Consider the following 21,519-nt stretch of genomic DNA (forward strand, 5'->3'; position numbering starts at 1 on the left):
AGCACTCACTTTCAACGAACAATTGCAGTTTGTTTTGTAAGTGGGCGCTTACATCAATGATTTACCCCAAAGCAACGCGCGCGGGCTTATCAAGACGACCGCTGAGTCCCATCAGCAGGAAAGCAACCAGGACAATAAGTGCGCCAATCCACGGCGTCTGCGCCAGACCATAATGCTCGACCGTTTGTCCACCAATCACTGAACCCAGTGCAATGCCAATGTTAAACGCCGCAATGTTCAACCCTGACGCCACATCTACAGCATTAGGCGTAAATTGTTCCGCTTTCTGTACCACGTAGACCTGCAACCCCGGTACGTTACCAAAGGCAAAGATCCCCATTACCAGGATAGTAGCCAGCGCGGCATACTGCGTAGAAGCCGTCAGTTGGAAAACCATCAACAGAACAAACAACGCGGCGAAAATGAATTTCAGCGCAGGAACAGCACCATGCTTATCCGCCAGCTTACCACCCCAGATATTACCGATAGCCACTGAAACACCGTAACCCAGTAAGATCCAGCTTACTGCTGCCGGAGAGAATCCCGCCAGATCCTGCATCATCGGTGCCAGGAAGGTGAATGCCGTGAATACACCGCCGTAGCCCAGTGCCGTAACGGCATAAATCAGCAACAGACGGGGATGAGTCAGCACCTTCACCTGGTCGCGAATGCTAGCGGCTGCACGACCGGGAATATTGGCGGGGATCAACAACTGGCTACTGATCAGTGCAATCACGCCTAACATTGATACCGCAAGGAAAGTCTCGCGCCAGCCAAAGTGCTGACCGATAAATGTTCCCAGCGGCACGCCGGTTACCAGCGCCACCGTTAAGCCACCAAACATAATAGCGATGGCGGAGGCCGCTTTCTCTTTTGGCACCAGACTTGTCGCGATGGTAGAACCAATCGAGAAGAATACGCCGTGTGCCAGCCCAGTCAGCAAACGAGCGACAATGAGTGTCATATACCCGGGAGCCTGCCATGCCAGCAAATTCCCCGCCGTAAACAGAACCATCAGCGCAACCAGTAACTGTTTACGTGGCAGGTGTCCGGTCAAAGCGGTCAGTACCGGTGCGCCAATCGCCACACCCAGCGCATAGATGGAAACCAGCATCCCGGCGGAAGGTAACGAGATCGCCAGTTGTTGAGCGATGGTCGGCACCAGACCAACAATCACAAACTCAGTAGTGCCTATAGCGAAGGCACTAATTGTTAGTGCAAATAAAGCGAGAGGCATAAATAACTCCGTAACATCAGTAATCAGATGACACGCAGTATGCCTGGATGTTTTAATGACAAAAATATTCAAAATCTCAATATAATTTTGCGTCAGGAGCAAAAATGAAAGCAACCTCTGAAGAACTTGCGATTTTTGTAGCGGTAGTCGAAAGCGGCAGCTTTAGCCGGGCGGCAGAACAGCTTGGACAAGCCAATTCCGCGGTCAGTCGGGCAGTAAAAAAGCTGGAGATGAAACTGGGCGTCAGTTTGCTTAATCGAACGACCCGACAGCTAAGTCTCACTGAGGAAGGAGAGCGCTACTTCAGGCGGGTGCAGCAGATACTGCAAGAGATGGCTGCAGCAGAAACGGAAATCATGGAGTCGCGTAATACTCCGCGCGGCCTGCTGCGCATCGACGCAGCAACACCGGTGATGTTGCATTTCCTGATGCCGCTAATCAAACCGTTCCGGGAGCGGTATCCCGAGATGACGTTGTCTCTCGTCTCCTCGGAAACATTCATCAATCTTATTGAACGAAAAGTGGATGTTGCTATACGAGCGGGTACACTGACTGACTCGAGTCTACGTGCGCGTCCGTTATTTACCAGCTATCGCAAGATTATTGCCTCACCGGAGTACATTGCCCGTTTTGGTAGACCAGAGACCGTCGAGGAGTTAAAACAGCATCTGTGTCTGGGGTTTTCCGAACCGGTTTCGCTCAATACCTGGCCAATTGCCTGTAGCGACGGACAGCTGCATGAGGTCGAGTGTGGAATTTCTTCCAACAGTGGGGAAACGCTAAAACAGCTTTGCCTGAACGGCAACGGCATCGCCTGTCTTTCAGATTATATGATAGATAAAGAGATCGCGCAGGGAGAGCTAGTGGAACTGCTGGCCGATAAACGTCTGCCGGTAAAAATGCCTTTCAGCGCCGTTTACTACAGCGATCGTGCGGTCAGTACACGTATTCGTGCATTTATAGACTTTTTAAGTGAATATATAAGAACAGCTCCCGAAGGAGCTGTAAAAGAGGGGTAAGGGATACACAGGATCGGGCAATTAATCCCAGGCAGGAGCCAGACCTTCCGGGCTGACCAGACGATCGTTGCAGTCCAGTGCCGCGATCATTTTTTTATCTTCGGCATCCAGATGCAGTTCCAGCGCCAGCACGTTGCTTGCCAGGTTTTCACGTTTGGTAGAAGAAGGAATTACGGAGTAACCTTCCCCCATTGCCCATGCCAGAATAACCTGCGCCGGGGTCGCGTTATGTTTAGCGGCAATGTGCGCAATCACTTCATCTTTCAGCGCGTTACCGTAAGCCAGCGTCATGTAAGAGGTGATGTGGATACCGTGTGCTTTCGCCCAGTCAACCACCTTACGGCTCTGAAGATACGGAGAAAGCTCAATCTGGTTGGTCGCAATATTGTCTGCGCCTACTGCGGCAATGGCTTTTTCCATCAGCGCAATGGTGAAGTTTGAGATACCAATTTCACGAGTCAGTCCCTGCTGTTTTGCTTCGAGCAGCGCCAGCATGAATTCCTCAACAGATACAGCATCTCCTGGAGATGGCCAGTGGATCAGCACCAAATCAACATAATCTGTACGCAGTTTCTTCAGGCTTTCTTTCAGACTTGGGATCAGTTTTTCTTTGCTGAGATTTTCAATCCAGATCTTGGTGGTGATGTACAGTTCGTTACGCGGTACGCCGGTTTCGGCAATCGCCTGACCAACAGCCGCTTCATTATCATAGATTTGCGCAGTGTCGACAGCACGGTAGCCTAGTTCAAGCGCCGTTTTAACAGAAGCGATAACCACGTCGTCTTTCAGGCGGAAAGTACCCAAACCGAATGCAGGGATAGTCATAGAATTCCTCTTTTTAATCACTATGTTCATCAACTAAGAGGATTATGACTTCCAGCTCTTTATAGAAAAAGAGTGATAAATGCAGAGGATTTTTGCGGATGTAGCAATAATTAAACTGCAGGCAAAGAAAAAGCCCTGAGCTAATGCTCAGGGCTCTTAATAAGTGGCGGAACGGACGGGACTCGAACCCGCGACCCCCTGCGTGACAGGCAGGTATTCTAACCAACTGAACTACCGCTCCACCGAATTTCTTTGTCACTACCCGGATTCTTCATCCCGGTTTACTGCAATTTGATGCCTGGCAGTTCCCTACTCTCGCATGGGGAGACCCCACACTACCATCGGCGCTACGGCGTTTCACTTCTGAGTTCGGCATGGGGTCAGGTGGGACCACCGCGCTACAGCCGCCAGGCAAATTCTGTTATTAACCCGCTTTTCGCCGGTTAATGTTATCTGTATCAAGCTGAATGTCGTCTCTTCGCCAAAACATCTTCGGCGTTGTAAGGTTAAGCCTCACGGTTCATTAGTATCGGTTAGCTCAATGTATCGCTACACTTACACACCCGACCTATCAACGTCATCGTCTTTAACGTTCCTTCAGGAGACTTATAGTCTCAGGGAGAACTCATCTCGGGGCAAGTTTCGTGCTTAGATGCTTTCAGCACTTATCTCTTCCGCATTTAGCTACCGGGCAATGCCATTGGCATGACAACCCGAACACCAGTGATGCGTCCACTCCGGTCCTCTCGTACTAGGAGCAGCCCCCCTCAATTCTCCAGCGCCCACGGCAGATAGGGACCGAACTGTCTCACGACGTTCTAAACCCAGCTCGCGTACCACTTTAAATGGCGAACAGCCATACCCTTGGGACCTACTTCAGCCCCAGGATGTGATGAGCCGACATCGAGGTGCCAAACACCGCCGTCGATATGAACTCTTGGGCGGTATCAGCCTGTTATCCCCGGAGTACCTTTTATCCGTTGAGCGATGGCCCTTCCATTCAGAACCACCGGATCACTAAGACCTGCTTTCGCACCTGCTCGAGCCGTCACTCTCGCAGTCAAGCTAGCTTATGCCTTTGCACTAACCTCCTGATGTCCGACCAGGATTAGCTAACCTTCGTGCTCCTCCGTTACTCTTTAGGAGGAGACCGCCCCAGTCAAACTACCCACCAGACACTGTCCGCAACCCGGATCACGGGTCCACGTTAGAACACCAGCCATTAAAGGGTGGTATTTCAAGGATGGCTCCATGCAGACTGGCGTCCACACTTCAAAGCCTCCCACCTATCCTACACATCAAGGACCAGTGTTCAGTGTCAAGCTATAGTAAAGGTTCACGGGGTCTTTCCGTCTTGCCGCGGGTACACTGCATCTTCACAGCGAGTTCAATTTCACTGAGTCTCGGGTGGAGACAGCCTGGCCATCATTACGCCATTCGTGCAGGTCGGAACTTACCCGACAAGGAATTTCGCTACCTTAGGACCGTTATAGTTACGGCCGCCGTTTACCGGGGCTTCGATCAAGAGCTTCTCCTTACGGATAACCCCATCAATTAACCTTCCGGCACCGGGCAGGCGTCACACCGTATACGTCCACTTTCGTGTTTGCACAGTGCTGTGTTTTTAATAAACAGTTGCAGCCAGCTGGTATCTTCGACTGATTTCAGCTCCACGGGTAAACCGCTTCACCTACATATCAGCGTGCCTTCTCCCGAAGTTACGGCACCATTTTGCCTAGTTCCTTCACCCGAGTTCTCTCAAGCGCCTTGGTATTCTCTACCTGACCACCTGTGTCGGTTTGGGGTACGATTTCGTGTTACCTGATGCTTAGAGGCTTTTCCTGGAAGCAGGGCATTTGTTACTTCAGCACCGTAGTGCCTCGTCATCACACCTCAGCGTTAAAAAGGTACCGGATTTACCTGGAACCTCCGCCTACATGCTTAAACCGGGACAACCGTCGCCCGGCTAACATAGCCTTCTCCGTCCCCCCTTCGCAGTAACACCAAGTACAGGAATATTAACCTGTTTCCCATCGACTACGCCTTTCGGCCTCGCCTTAGGGGTCGACTCACCCTGCCCCGATTAACGTTGGACAGGAACCCTTGGTCTTCCGGCGTGCGGGTTTTTCACCCGCATTATCGTTACTTATGTCAGCATTCGCACTTCTGATACCTCCAGCATGCCTCACAGCACACCTTCAACGGCTTACAGAACGCTCCCCTACCCAACAACACATAGTGTCGCTGCCGCAGCTTCGGTGCATGGTTTAGCCCCGTTACATCTTCCGCGCAGGCCGACTCGACCAGTGAGCTATTACGCTTTCTTTAAATGATGGCTGCTTCTAAGCCAACATCCTGGCTGTCTGTGCCTTCCCACATCGTTTCCCACTTAACCATGACTTTGGGACCTTAGCTGGCGGTCTGGGTTGTTTCCCTCTTCACGACGGACGTTAGCACCCGCCGTGTGTCTCCCGTGATAACATTCTTCGGTATTCGCAGTTTGCATCGGGTTGGTAAGTCGGGATGACCCCCTAGCCGAAACAGTGCTCTACCCCCGAAGATGAATTCACGAGGCGCTACCTAAATAGCTTTCGGGGAGAACCAGCTATCTCCCGGTTTGATTGGCCTTTCACCCCCAGCCACAAGTCATCCGCTAATTTTTCAACATTAGTCGGTTCGGTCCTCCAGTTAGTGTTACCCAACCTTCAACCTGCCCATGGCTAGATCACCGGGTTTCGGGTCTATACCCTGCAACTTAACGCCCAGTTAAGACTCGGTTTCCCTTCGGCTCCCCTATACGGTTAACCTTGCTACAGAATATAAGTCGCTGACCCATTATACAAAAGGTACGCAGTCACCCCATAAAGAGGCTCCCACTGCTTGTACGTACACGGTTTCAGGTTCTTTTTCACTCCCCTCGCCGGGGTTCTTTTCGCCTTTCCCTCACGGTACTGGTTCACTATCGGTCAGTCAGGAGTATTTAGCCTTGGAGGATGGTCCCCCCATATTCAGACAGGATACCACGTGTCCCGCCCTACTCTTCGAGTTCACAACCTGTGCATTTTGGTGTACGGGACTATCACCCTGTACCGTCGGACTTTCCAGACCGTTCCACTAACACACAAGCTGATTCAGACTCTGGGCTGCTCCCCGTTCGCTCGCCGCTACTGGGGGAATCTCGGTTGATTTCTTTTCCTCGGGGTACTTAGATGTTTCAGTTCCCCCGGTTCGCTTCATTACGCTATGTATTCACGTAATGATAGTGTGACGAATCACACTGGGTTTCCCCATTCGGAAATCGCCGGTTATAACGGTTCATATCACCTTACCGACGCTTATCGCAGATTAGCACGTCCTTCATCGCCTCTGACTGCCAGGGCATCCACCGTGTACGCTTAGTCGCTTAACCTCACAACCCGAAGATGTTTCTTTCGATTCATCATCGACTTGCAAAAATTTGAGAGACTCGAACACACCGCTTTTCATTTCTTATTACGGAGAAATGAAACAGTGTGTCGTTTCAATTTTCAGCTTGATCCAGATTTTTAAAGAGCAAATATCTCAAACGTCACCCGAAGGTAAGTTTTGAGATATTAAGGTCGGCGACTTTCACTCACACATACCAGCAAGTGGCGTCCCCTAGGGGATTCGAACCCCTGTTACCGCCGTGAAAGGGCGGTGTCCTGGGCCTCTAGACGAAGGGGACACTGAAGTCTCAATCGCAAGACGCCTTGCTATTTACTTTTCATCAGACAATCTGTGTGAGCACTACAAAGGCAGGTTCTTTAAGGTAAGGAGGTGATCCAACCGCAGGTTCCCCTACGGTTACCTTGTTACGACTTCACCCCAGTCATGAATCACAAAGTGGTAAGCGCCCTCCCGAAGGTTAAGCTACCTACTTCTTTTGCAACCCACTCCCATGGTGTGACGGGCGGTGTGTACAAGGCCCGGGAACGTATTCACCGTGGCATTCTGATCCACGATTACTAGCGATTCCGACTTCATGGAGTCGAGTTGCAGACTCCAATCCGGACTACGACATACTTTATGAGGTCCGCTTGCTCTCGCGAGGTCGCTTCTCTTTGTATATGCCATTGTAGCACGTGTGTAGCCCTACTCGTAAGGGCCATGATGACTTGACGTCATCCCCACCTTCCTCCAGTTTATCACTGGCAGTCTCCTTTGAGTTCCCGACCGAATCGCTGGCAACAAAGGATAAGGGTTGCGCTCGTTGCGGGACTTAACCCAACATTTCACAACACGAGCTGACGACAGCCATGCAGCACCTGTCTCAGAGTTCCCGAAGGCACCAAAGCATCTCTGCTAAGTTCTCTGGATGTCAAGAGTAGGTAAGGTTCTTCGCGTTGCATCGAATTAAACCACATGCTCCACCGCTTGTGCGGGCCCCCGTCAATTCATTTGAGTTTTAACCTTGCGGCCGTACTCCCCAGGCGGTCGACTTAACGCGTTAGCTCCGGAAGCCACGCCTCAAGGGCACAACCTCCAAGTCGACATCGTTTACGGCGTGGACTACCAGGGTATCTAATCCTGTTTGCTCCCCACGCTTTCGCACCTGAGCGTCAGTCTTTGTCCAGGGGGCCGCCTTCGCCACCGGTATTCCTCCAGATCTCTACGCATTTCACCGCTACACCTGGAATTCTACCCCCCTCTACAAGACTCTAGCCTGCCAGTTTCGGATGCAGTTCCCAGGTTGAGCCCGGGGATTTCACATCCGACTTGACAGACCGCCTGCGTGCGCTTTACGCCCAGTAATTCCGATTAACGCTTGCACCCTCCGTATTACCGCGGCTGCTGGCACGGAGTTAGCCGGTGCTTCTTCTGCGAGTAACGTCAATCGTTGCGGTTATTAACCACAACGCCTTCCTCCTCGCTGAAAGTACTTTACAACCCGAAGGCCTTCTTCATACACGCGGCATGGCTGCATCAGGCTTGCGCCCATTGTGCAATATTCCCCACTGCTGCCTCCCGTAGGAGTCTGGACCGTGTCTCAGTTCCAGTGTGGCTGGTCATCCTCTCAGACCAGCTAGGGATCGTCGCCTAGGTGAGCCGTTACCCCACCTACTAGCTAATCCCATCTGGGCACATCCGATGGCAAGAGGCCCGAAGGTCCCCCTCTTTGGTCTTGCGACGTTATGCGGTATTAGCTACCGTTTCCAGTAGTTATCCCCCTCCATCGGGCAGTTTCCCAGACATTACTCACCCGTCCGCCACTCGTCACCCAAGGAGCAAGCTCCTCTGTGCTACCGTTCGACTTGCATGTGTTAGGCCTGCCGCCAGCGTTCAATCTGAGCCATGATCAAACTCTTCAATTTAAGTTTGATGCTCGTGAATTAAACTTCGTAATGAATTACGTATGTTCACTCAGAGACTTGGTATTCATTTTTCGTCTTGCGACGTTAAGAATCCGTATCTTCGAGTGCCCACACAGATTGTCTGATAAATTGTTAAAGAGCAGTTGCGACGCGCTTTAGCGCTCTGTCGCGAGGTGGCGTATATTACGCTTTCCTCTTTCAGAGTCAACCCTCATTTTCAGGTTTTTCTCTTCAACCGAGCCGGCTGTTTGTGTGAAGTGATTCACATCCGCCGTGTCGATGGAGGCGCATTATAGGGAGTCGACTCAGGAAGACAAGCGGAAAAATGCATTTTTATTTCAACCGCTCACCTTTTGCCCACAACGCTTACTTTTGCTGCTTTTTTATCGCCATTGGCAGGTCTGCCAGACTATTTATGACCAAATCTGCCGCATTTTCTGCTTCCGGTGTGACGGGTTTGCCTGTGCGCACCAATACCTTCGTGCCAACATTCGCAGCTGCCGCCGCCTGCATATCTTCAATTTTGTCGCCTACCATATAAGAAGCGGCCATATCGATGTGCAAGAAGTCTCGGGCGGAGATAAACATGCCAGGATGCGGTTTACGACAGTCGCAGACCTGACGATACTCTTCCACGGTACCCTGTGGGTGATGCGGGCAGTAGTAGATGCCATCCAGCTCAACATCGCGATCGGCCAGCGACCAGTCCATCCATTCGGTCAACGTTTCAAACTGCGCCTCAGTAAATTTACCACGCGCGATACCAGACTGGTTCGTCACAATAATGAGCGCGTAACCCATCTTTTTAAGTTCACGCATGGCATCAATAACGCCGTCGATAAACTCAAACTCGTCGATCTCATGTACATAACCGTGGTCCACATTAATGGTACCGTCACGGTCGAGAAAAATTGCGGGTACAGACTTTGCCACCTTTTATAGCTCCTGAATAAGGCATGTGGCTCTAGTATCGCATGTTTCAGCGGGCAAGAAAGTGCTCATCGCGCAAAGCCTGATTGATTTAGACGTCTGGATGCCTTAACATCCATCTTGTTGACGGCTTCGACCGTACCTGACAGACGAAAATGCCACGGCTAACTTAATTACGATAATAAATAACCAATGATTAAACTTTCGAATATCACCAAAGTGTTCCAGCAGGGGACTCGCACCATTCAGGCGTTAAATAACGTCAGCCTGCATGTTCCTGCCGGGCAGATTTATGGCGTTATTGGCGCCTCCGGTGCCGGTAAAAGTACGCTCATCCGCTGCGTTAACTTACTTGAACGCCCAACCGAAGGCAGCGTTCAGGTCGGCGGTCAGGAACTCACGACGCTTTCTGAGTCAGAGCTGACCAAAGCTCGCCGTCAAATCGGCATGATTTTCCAACACTTTAACCTGCTCTCTTCCCGCACCGTGTTTGGCAACGTCGCGCTGCCGCTGGAACTGGATAACACGCCAAAAGAAGAGATCAAACGCCGTGTAACAGAACTGTTGGATTTGGTTGGTCTTGGTGACAAGCACGATAGCTACCCGGCCAATCTTTCCGGTGGACAAAAACAGCGTGTGGCGATCGCCCGTGCGCTGGCAAGCAATCCCAAAGTGTTGCTGTGCGATGAAGCCACCAGCGCACTCGATCCGGCAACGACCCGCTCGATTCTTGAATTATTGAAAGACATTAACCGTCGTCTGGGACTCACCATTCTGCTGATTACCCACGAGATGGACGTTGTAAAACGTATTTGTGACTGCGTGGCAGTCATCAGTAATGGTGAACTGATTGAGCAAGACACCGTCAGCGAAGTGTTCTCACACCCGAAAACGCCGCTGGCACAGAAATTTATTCAGTCCACGCTGCACCTGGATATCCCGGAAGATTACCTGGAACGGTTAAAAGCCGAGCCAGAAGCAGACAGTGTGCCGATGTTGCGTATGGAATTCACCGGTCATTCGGTCGATGCGCCGCTACTTTCTGAGACGGCCCGTCGCTTTAACGTTAATAACAACATTATTAGCGCGCAGATGGATTACGCCGGCGGTGTGAAATTCGGCATCATGCTGACTGAAATGCACGGCACACAGGAAGATACACAAGCAGCCATCAACTGGTTGCAGGAACACCATGTAAAAGTAGAGGTACTGGGTTATGTCTGAGCCGATGATGTGGCTGCTGGTTCGCGGCGTATGGGAAACGCTGGCAATGACCTTTGTGTCCGGTTTTTTTGGTTTTGTGATCGGTCTGCCGGTTGGCGTGTTGCTGTACGTAACGCGTCCGGGGCAAATCATTGAGAACGCGAAGCTCTACCGTACGCTCTCTGCGCTGGTGAACATTTTCCGTTCCATCCCGTTCATCATCTTATTGGTGTGGATGATTCCGTTCACCCGCATGATCGTAGGCACCTCTATCGGACTGCAGGCCGCTATCGTCCCGCTGACCGTCGGCGCCGCGCCGTTTATCGCCCGTATGGTGGAAAACGCGCTGCTCGAAATCCCGACCGGGCTAATAGAAGCCTCTCGTGCGATGGGCGCCACGCCCCTGCAAATTGTACGTAAGGTATTACTGCCAGAAGCGCTGCCAGGACTGGTCAATGCGGCCACCATCACCCTTATCACGCTGGTTGGTTACTCCGCGATGGGTGGCGCCGTTGGTGCCGGTGGTCTTGGACAGATTGGTTATCAGTACGGTTACATTGGTTACAACGCTACAGTAATGAATACAGTACTGGTATTGCTCGTCGTTCTGGTTTATTTAATTCAGTTATCCGGCGATCGCATCGTCCGGGCTGTCACGCACAAATAACGTTGCACACAACACTAAAAACTCATTAAGAAAAGGAAATAAGCATGGCGTTCAAATTCAAAACCTTTGCGGCAGTTGGAGCCCTGATCGGTTCTCTGGCACTTGTGGGTTGCGGTCAGGATGAAAAAGATCCTAATCACATCAAAGTGGGCGTTATTGTTGGCGCAGAGCAGCAGGTTGCAGAAGTCGCGCAGAAAGTAGCTAAAGAAAAATACGGTCTGGACGTTGAGCTGGTCACGTTTAACGATTACGTTCTGCCTAACGAAGCGCTGAGCAAAGGCGATATCGATGCTAACGCCTTCCAGCACAAACCGTACCTGGATCAGCAGATCAAAGATCGCGGTTACAAGCTGGTTGCTGTAGGCAATACTTTTGTTTACCCGATTGCGGGCTATTCCAAAAAAATCAAATCACTGGATGAGCTGCAGGACGGTTCACAGGTCGCGATTCCAAACGACCCGACTAACCTTGGCCGTTCCTTGCTGCTGCTGCAAAAAGTGGGCTTAATCAAGCTGAAAGATGGTGTTGGCCTGCTGCCGACCGCGCTGGACGTGATTGAAAACCCGAAAAACCTGAAGCTGGTTGAACTGGAAGCGCCGCAGCTGCCGCGTTCTCTGGACGATGCTCAAATCGCACTGGCGGTCATCAACACCACCTACGCCAGCCAGATCGGCCTGACCCCGGCAAAAGACGGTATCTTTGTTGAAGATAAAGATTCTCCGTACGTAAACCTGATCGTGACTCGTGAAGACAACAAAGATGCTGAGAACGTGAAGAAATTCGTTCAGGCATACCAGTCTGATGAAGTGTACGAAGCAGCAAACAAAGTCTTCAACGGCGGTGCTGTTAAGGGCTGGTAATTTTAGGCTGTTTACAGAATATGTAATATCATCAGGACGGGCGCTTGCCCGTCTTGTCATTTATGCAAGCACCTGATTCAATATCTGACGTTTAGATCATTCATTGAGGAAATATTATGCGTGCTTTACCGATCTGTTTAGTAGCACTCTTGCTGAGCGGCTGTTCTATGTTAAGCAGATCCCCTGTTGAACCCGTTCAAAGCACCGCAACCCCGCCGAAAGCGGAGCCGGAAAAACCGAAAGCACCGCGCGCGACGCCGGTAAGAATCATTACTAACGCTGAAGATTTAGTAGGCAAGCCGTTCCGCGATCTTGGCGAAGTTAGCGGTGAATCCTGCCAGGCATCCAACCAGGATTCCCCTCCGAGCATTCCAACCGCGCGCAAACGCATGCAGATTAACGCATCAAAAATGAAAGCTAATGCGGTATTGCTACACAGTTGCGAAGTGACCAGCGGAACGCCGGGTTGCTATCGTCAGGCGGTTTGCATCGGTTCTGCACTGAACATTTCGGCGAAATGAGCCATTTTCAGTTCGAGCAAATAGGCGTTATCCGCTCACCATATAAAGAAAAGTTCGCCGTTCCACGCCAGCCAGGTCTGGTGAAAAGCGCCTGCGGTGAACTGCATTTGCTCGCACCTTATAACCAGGCCGATGCTATTCGCGGCCTGGAAGCCTTCAGTCATTTGTGGGTGATTTTTGTTTTTCACCAGACAATGGAAGGTGGATGGCGTCCGACCGTGCGCCCTCCCCGTCTTGGTGGCAACGCCAGAATGGGTGTCTTTGCCACACGTTCAACGTTTCGTCCTAACCCTGTTGGCATGTCGTTGGTTGAGCTGCGGGGCACCCGCTGCCATAAAGAGCACGTAATCCTCGAACTCGGTGGACTGGACCTTGTTGACGGAACGCCAGTAGTGGATATTAAGCCGTATCTGCCGTTTGCCGAATCGCTGCCTGATGCTCGTGCCAGCTATGCCCAGGACGCACCTCAGGCCAGCGTCGAGGTGACGTTCAGTGAAGATCTCGCTGAGCAGCTACTGAAGCTCGAACAACGTTACCCGCGTCTTCGTCAGTTTATTACCGAAGTGCTGGCGCAGGATCCGCGTCCTGCCTACCGTAAAAATGAGGAAGAAGGCAAAACCTACGCCGTCTGGCTGCTGGACTTTAACGTCCGCTGGCGCGTCACACCGTCAGGATTTGAGGTCTTTGCTCTGGAGGCCCGCTAATTTGCGTCGCGTACTCTTTTGACATCCCTTTCTCGCTGGTAAACTAAACCACTTTTGTTTTGTGCCAGGCTCGTTTTGAGCCTGTTCGATCGTTCAACTGGAACCGTAACAACATGCGTACTAGCCAATATCTGCTCTCCACTCTGAAGGAGACACCTGCCGACGCCGAAGTCATCAGCCACCAGCTGATGCTGCGCGCCGGGATGATCCGCAAGCTGGCCTCCGGGTTATATACCTGGCTGCCGACCGGCGTGCGCGTCCTGAAAAAAGTCGAAAATATCGTGCGTGAAGAGATGAACAACGCCGGTGCGATCGAGGTGTTGATGCCGGTCGTTCAGCCTTCTGAACTGTGGGAAGAGAGTGGCCGTTGGGAACAATACGGCCCGGAACTGCTGCGTATTGCTGACCGTGGCGATCGTTCGTTCGTCCTCGGCCCAACGCATGAAGAAGTGATCACCGACCTGATCCGTAACGAGCTGAGCTCTTACAAACAGCTGCCGCTGAACTTCTATCAGATCCAGACCAAATTCCGTGACGAAGTCCGTCCGCGCTTCGGCGTGATGCGTTCCCGCGAATTCCTGATGAAAGATGCCTACTCTTTCCACACATCTCAGGAATCCCTGCAGGAAACCTACGATGCGATGTACGCTGCGTACAGCAAAATTTTCAGCCGTATGGGGCTGGATTTCCGTGCAGTACAAGCGGATACCGGTTCTATTGGCGGCAGCGCCTCTCACGAATTCCAGGTCCTGGCACAGAGCGGCGAAGACGATGTGATCTTCTCCGACTCCTCCGATTATGCGGCGAACATCGAATTCGCCGAAGCCGTTGCGCCGAAAGAGCCGCGCGCAGCAGCAACTCAGGAAATGACGCTGGTTGATACTCCGAACGCCAAAACCATCGCCGAACTAGTTGAGCAGTTCAACCTGCCTATCGAAAAAACCGTGAAAACCCTGCTGGTGAAAGCGGTTGAAGGCAGCAGCTACCCGCTGGTCGCCCTGCTGGTTCGTGGCGATCACGAGCTGAACGAAGTCAAAGCGGAAAAACTGCCGCAGGTTGCCAGCCCGCTGACCTTTGCCACCGAAGAAGAAATTCGTGCGTTGGTAAAAGCAGGTCCAGGCTCGCTCGGTCCGGTGAATATGCCGATTCCGGTGGTTATCGACCGTACCGTTGCAGTAATGAGCGATTTCGCTGCCGGTGCCAACATCGACGGTAAACACTATTTCGGTATCAACTGGGATCGCGACGTAGTCACCCCGGAAGTTGCAGACATCCGTAACGTGGTCGCCGGCGACCCGAGCCCGGACGGCAAAGGTACGCTGATGATCAAACGCGGTATCGAAGTCGGCCACATCTTCCAGTTGGGTACCAAGTACTCTGAAGCGATGAAAGCCGCCGTACAGGGCGAAGATGGTCGTAACCAGATCCTGACCATGGGTTGCTACGGTATCGGGGTCACTCGCGTGGTTGCTGCTGCTATCGAACAGAACTATGACGATCGCGGCATCGTATGGCCAGACGCCATTGCCCCGTTCCAGGTCGCGATTTTGCCGATGAACATGCACAAGTCCTACCGCGTGCAGGAACTGGCTGAAAAACTGTACGCTGAGCTGCGCGCTCAGGGCATTGAAGTGCTGATGGACGACCGTAAAGAGCGTCCGGGCGTGATGTTTGCCGATATGGAACTGATCGGTATTCCACACACTATCGTGCTGGGCGACCGTAACCTCGACAACGACGATATCGAATACAAATACCGTCGTAACGGCGAGAAAGAGCTGATTAAAACCGGCGACATCGTCGACTTCCTGGTCAAAGCCATTAAAGGCTAATACCAACAAAAAGGCCCTGATTATCAGGGCCTTTTTTCTATCGATTAATTACACGCTTTACCGGGGATAAATTTCGCGTCTTTATCCGCCATCAACGTTTTCACTTTCTCACCCGTATCCGGGTTTGACTCCAGCGTGAAATGCGCCTCAAGCGTCAGCAATACGGACTGTCCGTTTTCTGCACGCGCAGCTAAATAGTCACGTTCAAGCTGAGCATTATTCGCCACCGGCATCCGTTTACCCGTTGCGCAGTCGGTAAAGATTGCCGCGTCAGCCATATAGAAATACATGCCTCGCATCGGCATTGGCGTCACCGGTAAGCTGGCGGAAACTGGCTGGAGCGTGTAGTTAAACTGTGACTCAATCGGGTTACCTTCACGATCGAGCATTTCCAGCGCCTCGCCTTTAGCCCGGTAGTACGACTTTTCACCTTTGCTGTCGGTCAGCACCAGCTTGTCGGCAGTGCGCGCCCATGTGCCATAAGAGGCAAACGAAGACGGTTCATCCCGCACGCCCTGATAACGTTCGTTCATCACCCATGTACCGTCTTTTTCCAGAAACAGAGAGGTTTCAATCCCTTCACAGTCCGCGCAAGGTAAGATGCCACGCCAGCTTTGCTGCATCGGTTTTAATTCTGCCGCCCGCGTCGGCTGTAGTACTTCAACTTCAGTACGGTTATTACAGCCGATCAAGGAAAAAAGCGTGCATGCAGCGACTACGGACAATATTGCTGTTTTCACTATCAATTCCTTATAAATTTTTATTCCCGCTCGTCAGTCTTGCGTTCGACGAACTCTCCCACGCAGTGCTTTCACTGTGGATTTTTGCGCCTTCGATGACAACCTGCGCTCTTTCGAGGCGCGTGTAGGGCGAGTTGCCTGTCGGCTTTTTTGCACTGCGGTTAATTCTTTTATCACCGCTACCAGCCGGGAGATTGCCGCTTCCCGATTAAGTTCCTGGCTACGGTATTCCTGCGCCTTAATGATAATAACGCCATCACCGCTAATCAGATGATGGCTGGCGGCAAGCAAACGTTCCTTGTAATACTCTGGCAGGCCAGAGGCCCGAATGTCAAAGCGCAAATGGATAGCCGTCGAGGTCTTGTTAACGTGCTGACCGCCCGCGCCCTGCGCCCGAATCGCCGTGATTTCCAGCTCATTATCAGGGATAGAGACGTTTCGGGAGATAACAATCATGAACGCGGCTGCCACGCGGTCAGATGAATTTCCAGATTGTTCTGAGAGTCAGACAGCCAGATAGCACCGTCCTGGATAGTTGCCTGCAGCGCCATTGTACGACCTGCGAAATCACTCAGTTGCGCCAGTTGCTCATCATCCAGATACCACACGGTCAGATTTTTAAACTGCGCGCACTTGTTCTGATTTTGCTGCCACCAGATCTGAGCCGCACGGCTGTTGTAAGCAAACAGGGCAACCTCTCCAGACTGGGTACAGGCTTTTTTAATACGGCGCTCATCCGGCAGACCCAGCTCAATCCAGAGATCGATACCCAGATGGTCGTTACGCAGCCATGCTTCAGGCTCGTCTTCCGCACTCAGACCACGCGTGAATTGCAGCCGTTCATCGGCATATTTGATCCAGGCCAGCAGGCGCAACATCATGCGCTCCTGGGTTTCAGAGGGGTGACGCGCCAGCGTCAAGGCCGCGTCAAGGAACTGGTTGCGGTCAAGATCCGCTACGTTGACGACGGCTTTATAAATTGTCGCTTTAAGCGCCATGAGAGAACTCCTTTCGAATCAGGCACACATTGTAGCGAAAACTGCGGCAAAAGGCTGCTAACTGCTCCTCTATCAAGGCGCTGATATTGCTTGAATGAGTATGGTATAGTCACCTTGCTAAACAGAGTTTATCTTCGTAGGCTTAGACTTGCATCCACGGTTAAGTCAGAGTGCTGACAGGAGGGCATGTGGAAAAATATTGTGAGTTAATACGCAAGCGGTACGCGGAAATCGCCAGCGGAGACTTAGGGTATATCCCGGATGCGCTGGGTTGCGTATTGAAGGTGCTTAATGAAGTGGCGGCAGACAGCGCCCTTCCAGAGTCGGTCAGGGAAAAAGCGGCGTATGCTGCCGCGAACTTACTGGTGAGCGATTATGTCAATGAATGAAACGTATCAACCCATCAACTGCGATGATTACGACAATCTTGAACTCGCCTGCCAGCACCATTTGTTACTGACGCTGGCGCTAAAAGATGGCGAAGTTTTGCAGGCGAAAGCGAACGACCTGGTTTCACGCAAAAACGTGGAGTATCTGGTCGCAGATGTCGCAGGTGAAACCCGGGAGCTTCGTCTCGACAAAATTGCCAGCTTCAGCCACCCGCAGATCGGTACCGTGGTGGTCAGCGAATCTTAACTTTATTTCGCCTTATCCGGCCTACTTTCCATGTGAAACGTAGGCCTGATAAGCGCAGCACCATCAGGCATGCCATACCAGCCTCACGCCTTCTTCACCTTCCGCCGTCCCCTCACGCGTCACGAAAACACCCGCAGCCGCAATCAACGTTTCGCCGTAAAACAGCAGCGGTGTGGTATCTCGTCGCCAGGGCGGGATCCCCTGCTCCTGCCAGATTTTTTTTAATTTCCGTCCGCCGTTACGCCCGACAATATGCAATAACCCTGGCGCTTTAAAACGGATACTGACGACTTCATCCGCTTGCGGCAAGCGCAAATCACCCGCAGAGATTAACTGAACCGAACCCAATCCGGCAGGCAGCGTCAACGGTGTTTTCCACTCTAACCACGGGATAATAGTTTCGCTTTGCCCATCGACTGACTTCACCCACCACAGCTGTGACTGATAACGACGGACCTCGAACTCCCCGAGGCGAAAACTTGGTGACGCGTCTTCCCGCGCCAGCGCCACTTCCTGCCAGATACGTTCCAGCCCATCACGGGAAGGCATCGGCGCATTTAACCCCGCCAGCCAGCGACGAAGCAGCGCGGCACGACGCACGCCGCTCATCATCATTAATGGCGTCAGTAACAGTGTTCCGCGGGATGTGATGCAATCGGCTAAATCGCTGGCCAGCAGTTCATCCAATAAACTCTCCTGCTCAGCGCACAGCGCAGCGCTGCGAGCAACGGCTTGCGCGAAGTGCGGCCAGCGCTGTTGGAGCAATGGGGTAACGCGCAATCTGAGGAAATTGCGATCGTAGGTATCATCCTGATTGCTTTCATCTTCAATCCAGCATAATTCATGCTGCCGTGCCCATGCTTCAAGCGCCTCTCGCGTTTGCGCCAGCAGCGGTCGAATCAGCTGGGTTCCGGCAAACGGAGAGCTTTCCCCCATGGCGGAAAGTCCGGCAGGACCACTGCCGCGTTTAAGCGCCAGCAGAAAGGTTTCACACTGGTCATCGAGATGCTGTGCGGTCATCAGCACCTCGCCCGGTAGTAAGGTCTGCGCAAACGCCTGATAGCGCGCGCGTCGCGCCTGGGCTTCGATGCCCAGACCATCATCCTCAAGGTGTACCCGCTCAACCACCAGCGACACCTGCCACTGCGCGCATACCGACTCACAGTGCTGCACCCAACTGTCTGCGTGTGGGCTTAATCCGTGATGAATGTGGATTGCGCGTAAAGCAACATCAGGATGCAGCGCTCGCCACTGCACCAACTGATGCAGCAATACGGTGGAATCCAGCCCGCCGCTAAAGGCGACCAGAATCGATTGAGAATTCAGCAGCGAAGTGTTCAGCGTGAGTGTCGTCATGATGGTTACTTACAATGGCATTGCCAGGCACGTTACCGGGCTAACGCCACAATGACAAGCCTTACAGCTCGTACAGTTCGAGGGGTAATCCGTCCGGATCGTTAAAAAACGTAAAACGTTTGCCGGTAAACGGATCGATTCGTACCAGCTCGCATTTCACATCATGGCTTTCCAGATGAATTATCGCCTTTTCCACGTCATCTACGCTGAACGCCAGATGACGCAAACCACAGGCTTCCGGTCGGCTCGGACGGCAAGGTGGAAACGGGAAAGAAAAAAGCTCAATCACATACTGGCCGTTCAATGCTAGATCGCCTTTCCACGAGTCTCTCTCTTCCCGATAGGCTTCGCTCATCAGTGTAAAGCCAAGCACATCGCAGTAAAATGCCTTACTCGCCGCGTAGTCTGTCGCAATAATGGCAATATGGTGAACCTGTTTTAATCCCAGCATAGCGTCATCGCCTCTTTCATTTTTCTGTCAGAACGTTACTCGAACGTCTTGGGGTCAGGCAAGTCGTTATGCCATTTTTAAGACTCTCACGCGATACAGGCCATCCTCGCCCAGTTTAGCGCCATGGATATCGGTTTCAAATCCAGGGTAGCGCTGCCCTACCGAGCACAGCATCAGAAGAAAATCGAGGACAGCCCGGCTTTTGGCAGTGATCATTTCCCCGGGCATCAAAAGCGGCACACCGGGGGGATAAGGCAGGATCATATTGGCAGAAACGCGCCCCACCAGTTGATCAAGTGCTACCGTTTCGACCTCACCTTTGATCTGCCGCTGCCAGGCCTGGTGCGGCGTCATTTTCATTTCCGGCAAGGTATCAAATGCCCGCAGCATCAACCCGGAGAGATCATGCTGGCGGATCAACTGATGGATCCCTTGCGCCAGATCCTGAATACGCATATTGCGATAGAAATCGGGATCTTCAGCATATAGATCCGGCAGCATATTTTTCACACGTAAATTCAGATCGTACGAGCGCTTAAATTCCGTCAGGCCACGTAGCAGCCCCATCGCCCGGGTTTTATCAATACCAATGCTGAACAGGAACAACAGGTTATACGGTCCCGTCTTCTCGACTACGACGCCGCGTTCATCAAGGAATTTCGCCACCAGCGCCGCGGGGATCCCCTCTTCGCTCATATTTCCCTGTTCATCCATTCCCGGCGTCAAAATCGTGACCTTCACCGGGTCAAGGAACATGTGGTCGGCATCAGCATCAACAAATCCGTGCCAGTCTTCACCTGGCGCTACCGGCCAGCACTCTGCTTCATCTACCTTTTCCGGCTGCCAGATATCAAAGAACCAGCCATCCGACTCTTCACGCAGACGTTGCACTTCTTTACGGAAATGCAGCGCCCGTTCCACCGAACGATTGATTAACCGCTTGCCTGAATTGCCACGCAGCATTGCCGCCGCCGTTTCTATCGACGCCACTATCGGATAGCTCGGAGACGTAGAGGTGTGCATCATAAAGGCTTCGTTGAACGTGTCTTCATCATAGTCGCCCTTAATGTGGATCAGCGAAGCCTGTGACAACGCCGCCAGCATCTTGTGGGTAGACTGGGTTTCAAAAATCACCTTTCCCGGTACCCGTTCGCCGCTCATCCCGCTTTTCCCCTGATAGATCGGATGAAAATGGGTATACGGCACCCAGGCTGAATCAAAATGGATGGAGGGCACATCCAGGGTTTGTTTGATCCAGTTGGTGTTATACAACAGGCCATCATAGGTGGAGTTGGTGATCACCGCGTGGACCGGCCATTGCGCCTGATTGGTTTCCTCAACTTTGCGTTCAATGCTTGCGTGGGTAAATTCCCGACGGGGTATACCGCCGAGGATCCCCAGCGCGTTACGCGTAGGCTTCAGCCAGATTGGCACCACATCACTCATCATCAGCAAATGCGCCAGTGACTTATGGCAGTTGCGGTCAATCAGGAGCGTACTGCCTGCAGGTGCAGCATACATACCGACAATCTTGTTCGATGTCGAGGTGCCGTTGGTCACCATATAGCTCTGCTCGGCACCAAAAGTACGCGCGATATACTCCTCCGCTTCCAGGTGCGGACCGGTATGATCAAGCAATGAGCCCAGTTCGGTTACGGAAATGGACACGTCGGCTTTCAGCGTATTGCCGCCAAAGAAATCATAGAACAGGCAGCCGACCGGACTTTTCTGGTACGCCGTTCCCGCCATGTGCCCAGGCGTGCAGAAGGTATACTTCCCTTCCTTCACATAGGTAAACAGCGCTTTGGTAAAAGGAGGCGTGATGTTATCGAGGTATTCGCTGGTGTACTGGCGGATACGGGTGGCAATGTCTTCAGACTGACCCAGCGCATACTCAAAAAACCACAGCGCCATGCGCAGGTCGTGCGCACTGACATCCATCGTCGAATGGGTATTAATAAAGGCGTAGAGCGGGAGATACTCGTTGAGCTGGTTGATGTCGCTGCACAGTTCCAGACTGTATTCATCCCAGTCAAAAATGACGCCGCAAATTCGCGGGTTATGTTCGATAAACTTCAGCAGGTCGACGCTATTCTGCGGCCAGATAATCTGAAACCCCTGCTGCTGCAGCGCACGTTCAAGTTCCTTGATGGGCTCATCTTTATAAAAGACGCCATGCGGTCCCATGATGGCAATGATATTCATGC

18 protein-coding genes, 2 tRNA genes and 3 rRNA genes are annotated in these 21,519 nt (G+C 52.2%); 9 read left to right on the top strand and 14 right to left on the bottom strand.

Annotation, left to right across the window (positions count from 1 at the left end):
* Window positions 1-61: 61 nt before the first annotated feature.
* Window positions 62-1,237 (bottom strand): MFS transporter, encoded by a 1,176-nt coding sequence (locus GUC46_RS19185; RefSeq protein WP_160180620.1) that lies wholly within the window; start codon window positions 1,235-1,237, stop codon window positions 62-64.
* Window positions 1,238-1,341: 104 nt separating this feature from the next.
* Between GUC46_RS19185 and yafC the strand changes: the two genes are divergently transcribed.
* Complete coding sequence (gene yafC, locus GUC46_RS19190) at window positions 1,342-2,256, top strand: DNA-binding transcriptional regulator YafC (RefSeq protein WP_003843865.1); 915 nt, start codon at window positions 1,342-1,344, stop codon at window positions 2,254-2,256.
* Window positions 2,257-2,277: 21 nt separating this feature from the next.
* On the opposite strand, the gene dkgB is transcribed toward yafC, so the two are convergent.
* The 7 genes from dkgB to gmhB form a co-directional block, all read right to left on the bottom strand.
* Window positions 2,278-3,081 (bottom strand): 2,5-didehydrogluconate reductase DkgB, encoded by an 804-nt coding sequence (gene dkgB / locus GUC46_RS19195; protein WP_130714972.1) that lies wholly within the window; start codon window positions 3,079-3,081, stop codon window positions 2,278-2,280.
* 164 nt (window positions 3,082-3,245) lie between these two features.
* Window positions 3,246-3,322, bottom strand: a tRNA-Asp gene (locus GUC46_RS19200).
* Between the two features lie 55 nt (window positions 3,323-3,377).
* Window positions 3,378-3,493, bottom strand: a 5S ribosomal RNA gene (gene rrf, locus GUC46_RS19205).
* A 90-nt stretch (window positions 3,494-3,583) separates the two neighbouring features.
* Window positions 3,584-6,490: ribosomal RNA gene (locus GUC46_RS19210) — 23S ribosomal RNA — on the bottom strand.
* Window positions 6,491-6,711: 221 nt separating this feature from the next.
* A tRNA-Glu gene (locus GUC46_RS19215) sits at window positions 6,712-6,787 on the bottom strand.
* Between the two features lie 85 nt (window positions 6,788-6,872).
* Window positions 6,873-8,414: ribosomal RNA gene (locus GUC46_RS19220) — 16S ribosomal RNA — on the bottom strand.
* Together the 16S, 23S and 5S rRNA genes with 2 tRNA genes alongside form the textbook arrangement of a ribosomal RNA operon.
* Window positions 8,415-8,780: 366 nt before the next feature.
* Window positions 8,781-9,347 carry a D-glycero-beta-D-manno-heptose 1,7-bisphosphate 7-phosphatase gene (gmhB, locus tag GUC46_RS19225; protein ID WP_003829138.1) on the bottom strand — a complete coding sequence of 189 codons (567 nt, stop codon included), beginning with the start codon at window positions 9,345-9,347 and terminating at the stop codon, window positions 8,781-8,783.
* A 189-nt stretch (window positions 9,348-9,536) separates the two neighbouring features.
* Here gmhB and metN point away from each other — a divergent pair, with 189 nt between their 5' ends.
* The 6 genes from metN (at window position 9,537) to proS (ending at window position 15,131) form a co-directional block, all read left to right on the top strand.
* The gene (gene metN / locus GUC46_RS19230) at window positions 9,537-10,568 is read left to right on the top strand and encodes a methionine ABC transporter ATP-binding protein MetN (protein WP_003018468.1); all 1,032 of its coding nucleotides are present in this window, start codon (window positions 9,537-9,539) and stop codon (window positions 10,566-10,568) included.
* A complete protein-coding gene (locus GUC46_RS19235; RefSeq protein WP_003018471.1) occupies window positions 10,561-11,214 on the top strand; it encodes a methionine ABC transporter permease MetI in 654 nt (217 codons plus the stop codon). The genes metN and GUC46_RS19235 overlap by 8 nt, the downstream gene beginning before the upstream one ends.
* Before the next feature lie 44 nt (window positions 11,215-11,258).
* Window positions 11,259-12,074 (top strand): methionine ABC transporter substrate-binding lipoprotein MetQ, encoded by an 816-nt coding sequence (gene metQ, locus GUC46_RS19240; protein ID WP_003018474.1) that lies wholly within the window; start codon window positions 11,259-11,261, stop codon window positions 12,072-12,074.
* A 116-nt stretch (window positions 12,075-12,190) separates the two neighbouring features.
* A complete protein-coding gene (gene rcsF / locus GUC46_RS19245) occupies window positions 12,191-12,595 on the top strand; it encodes an Rcs stress response system protein RcsF (protein WP_003018477.1) in 405 nt (134 codons plus the stop codon).
* Entirely contained in the window at window positions 12,592-13,299 is a 708-nt protein-coding gene (gene tsaA / locus GUC46_RS19250; RefSeq protein ID WP_139935115.1) for a tRNA (N6-threonylcarbamoyladenosine(37)-N6)-methyltransferase TrmO, read from the top strand. The genes rcsF and tsaA overlap by 4 nt, the downstream gene beginning before the upstream one ends.
* Before the next feature lie 113 nt (window positions 13,300-13,412).
* Window positions 13,413-15,131 (top strand): proline--tRNA ligase, encoded by a 1,719-nt coding sequence (gene proS / locus GUC46_RS19255; RefSeq protein WP_016149584.1) that lies wholly within the window; start codon window positions 13,413-13,415, stop codon window positions 15,129-15,131.
* A gap of 44 nt (window positions 15,132-15,175) precedes the next feature.
* Here proS and nlpE read toward each other — a convergent pair whose 3' ends face one another.
* Genes nlpE through GUC46_RS19270 form a run of 3 tightly spaced genes read right to left on the bottom strand, consistent with a single transcriptional unit; the run spans window position 15,176 to window position 16,869 of the window.
* A complete protein-coding gene (nlpE, locus tag GUC46_RS19260; protein WP_085951559.1) occupies window positions 15,176-15,874 on the bottom strand; it encodes an envelope stress response activation lipoprotein NlpE in 699 nt (232 codons plus the stop codon).
* A gap of 30 nt (window positions 15,875-15,904) precedes the next feature.
* Window positions 15,905-16,327: an alternative ribosome rescue aminoacyl-tRNA hydrolase ArfB gene (gene arfB / locus GUC46_RS19265; RefSeq protein ID WP_003018489.1), complete on the bottom strand. Its 423-nt coding sequence runs from the start codon at window positions 16,325-16,327 to the stop codon at window positions 15,905-15,907.
* Window positions 16,324-16,869 (bottom strand): YaeQ family protein, encoded by a 546-nt coding sequence (locus tag GUC46_RS19270; protein WP_003018497.1) that lies wholly within the window; start codon window positions 16,867-16,869, stop codon window positions 16,324-16,326. Before GUC46_RS19270 ends, arfB begins: the two co-directional genes overlap by 4 nt.
* 188 nt (window positions 16,870-17,057) lie before the next feature.
* On the opposite strand from GUC46_RS19270, the gene GUC46_RS19275 reads away from it, so the two are divergent.
* Together GUC46_RS19275 and rof are read left to right on the top strand one after the other, a co-directional pair.
* Window positions 17,058-17,258, top strand: coding sequence for a YaeP family protein (locus tag GUC46_RS19275; RefSeq protein ID WP_003018499.1), 201 nt, complete (start codon window positions 17,058-17,060; stop codon window positions 17,256-17,258).
* The gene (rof, locus tag GUC46_RS19280) at window positions 17,245-17,505 is read left to right on the top strand and encodes a Rho-binding antiterminator (protein ID WP_003018503.1); all 261 of its coding nucleotides are present in this window, start codon (window positions 17,245-17,247) and stop codon (window positions 17,503-17,505) included. The genes GUC46_RS19275 and rof overlap by 14 nt, the downstream gene beginning before the upstream one ends.
* A gap of 63 nt (window positions 17,506-17,568) precedes the next feature.
* Here the strand turns inward: rof and tilS are convergent, their stop codons facing one another.
* From tilS to ldcC, 3 genes are all read right to left on the bottom strand, one after another.
* The gene (gene tilS / locus GUC46_RS19285; protein WP_130715152.1) at window positions 17,569-18,861 is read right to left on the bottom strand and encodes a tRNA lysidine(34) synthetase TilS; all 1,293 of its coding nucleotides are present in this window, start codon (window positions 18,859-18,861) and stop codon (window positions 17,569-17,571) included.
* Between the two features lie 61 nt (window positions 18,862-18,922).
* A complete protein-coding gene (locus GUC46_RS19290; RefSeq protein WP_130715153.1) occupies window positions 18,923-19,312 on the bottom strand; it encodes a VOC family protein in 390 nt (129 codons plus the stop codon).
* Between the two features lie 66 nt (window positions 19,313-19,378).
* Window positions 19,379-21,517 carry a lysine decarboxylase LdcC gene (gene ldcC / locus GUC46_RS19295; protein WP_003018509.1) on the bottom strand — a complete coding sequence of 713 codons (2,139 nt, stop codon included), beginning with the start codon at window positions 21,515-21,517 and terminating at the stop codon, window positions 19,379-19,381.
* Between the last annotated feature and the right edge of the window lie 2 nt (window positions 21,518-21,519).

Source organism: Citrobacter sp. LUTT5 (assembly GCF_009905315.1).
Classification (GTDB): Bacteria; Pseudomonadota; Gammaproteobacteria; order Enterobacterales; family Enterobacteriaceae; genus Citrobacter; species Citrobacter freundii.

What these genes read in the sequence shown, in the direction of transcription:
- tilS (WP_130715152.1), bottom strand. Translation starts at nt 18,861, where the DNA reads ATGACGACACTCACGCTGAACACTTCGCTGCTGAATTCTCAATCGATT.
- GUC46_RS19185 (WP_160180620.1), bottom strand. Translation starts at nt 1,237, where the DNA reads ATGCCTCTCGCTTTATTTGCACTAACAATTAGTGCCTTCGCTATAGGC.
- GUC46_RS19290 (WP_130715153.1), bottom strand. Translation starts at nt 19,312, where the DNA reads ATGCTGGGATTAAAACAGGTTCACCATATTGCCATTATTGCGACAGAC.
- tsaA (WP_139935115.1), top strand. Translation starts at nt 12,592, where the DNA reads ATGAGCCATTTTCAGTTCGAGCAAATAGGCGTTATCCGCTCACCATAT.
- arfB (WP_003018489.1), bottom strand. Translation starts at nt 16,327, where the DNA reads ATGATTGTTATCTCCCGAAACGTCTCTATCCCTGATAATGAGCTGGAA.
- dkgB (WP_130714972.1), bottom strand. Translation starts at nt 3,081, where the DNA reads ATGACTATCCCTGCATTCGGTTTGGGTACTTTCCGCCTGAAAGACGAC.
- GUC46_RS19270 (WP_003018497.1), bottom strand. Translation starts at nt 16,869, where the DNA reads ATGGCGCTTAAAGCGACAATTTATAAAGCCGTCGTCAACGTAGCGGAT.
- GUC46_RS19235 (WP_003018471.1), top strand. Translation starts at nt 10,561, where the DNA reads ATGTCTGAGCCGATGATGTGGCTGCTGGTTCGCGGCGTATGGGAAACG.
- ldcC (WP_003018509.1), bottom strand. Translation starts at nt 21,517, where the DNA reads ATGAATATCATTGCCATCATGGGACCGCATGGCGTCTTTTATAAAGAT.
- metN (WP_003018468.1), top strand. Translation starts at nt 9,537, where the DNA reads ATGATTAAACTTTCGAATATCACCAAAGTGTTCCAGCAGGGGACTCGC.
- metQ (WP_003018474.1), top strand. Translation starts at nt 11,259, where the DNA reads ATGGCGTTCAAATTCAAAACCTTTGCGGCAGTTGGAGCCCTGATCGGT.
- rcsF (WP_003018477.1), top strand. Translation starts at nt 12,191, where the DNA reads ATGCGTGCTTTACCGATCTGTTTAGTAGCACTCTTGCTGAGCGGCTGT.
- proS (WP_016149584.1), top strand. Translation starts at nt 13,413, where the DNA reads ATGCGTACTAGCCAATATCTGCTCTCCACTCTGAAGGAGACACCTGCC.
- yafC (WP_003843865.1), top strand. Translation starts at nt 1,342, where the DNA reads ATGAAAGCAACCTCTGAAGAACTTGCGATTTTTGTAGCGGTAGTCGAA.
- rof (WP_003018503.1), top strand. Translation starts at nt 17,245, where the DNA reads ATGTCAATGAATGAAACGTATCAACCCATCAACTGCGATGATTACGAC.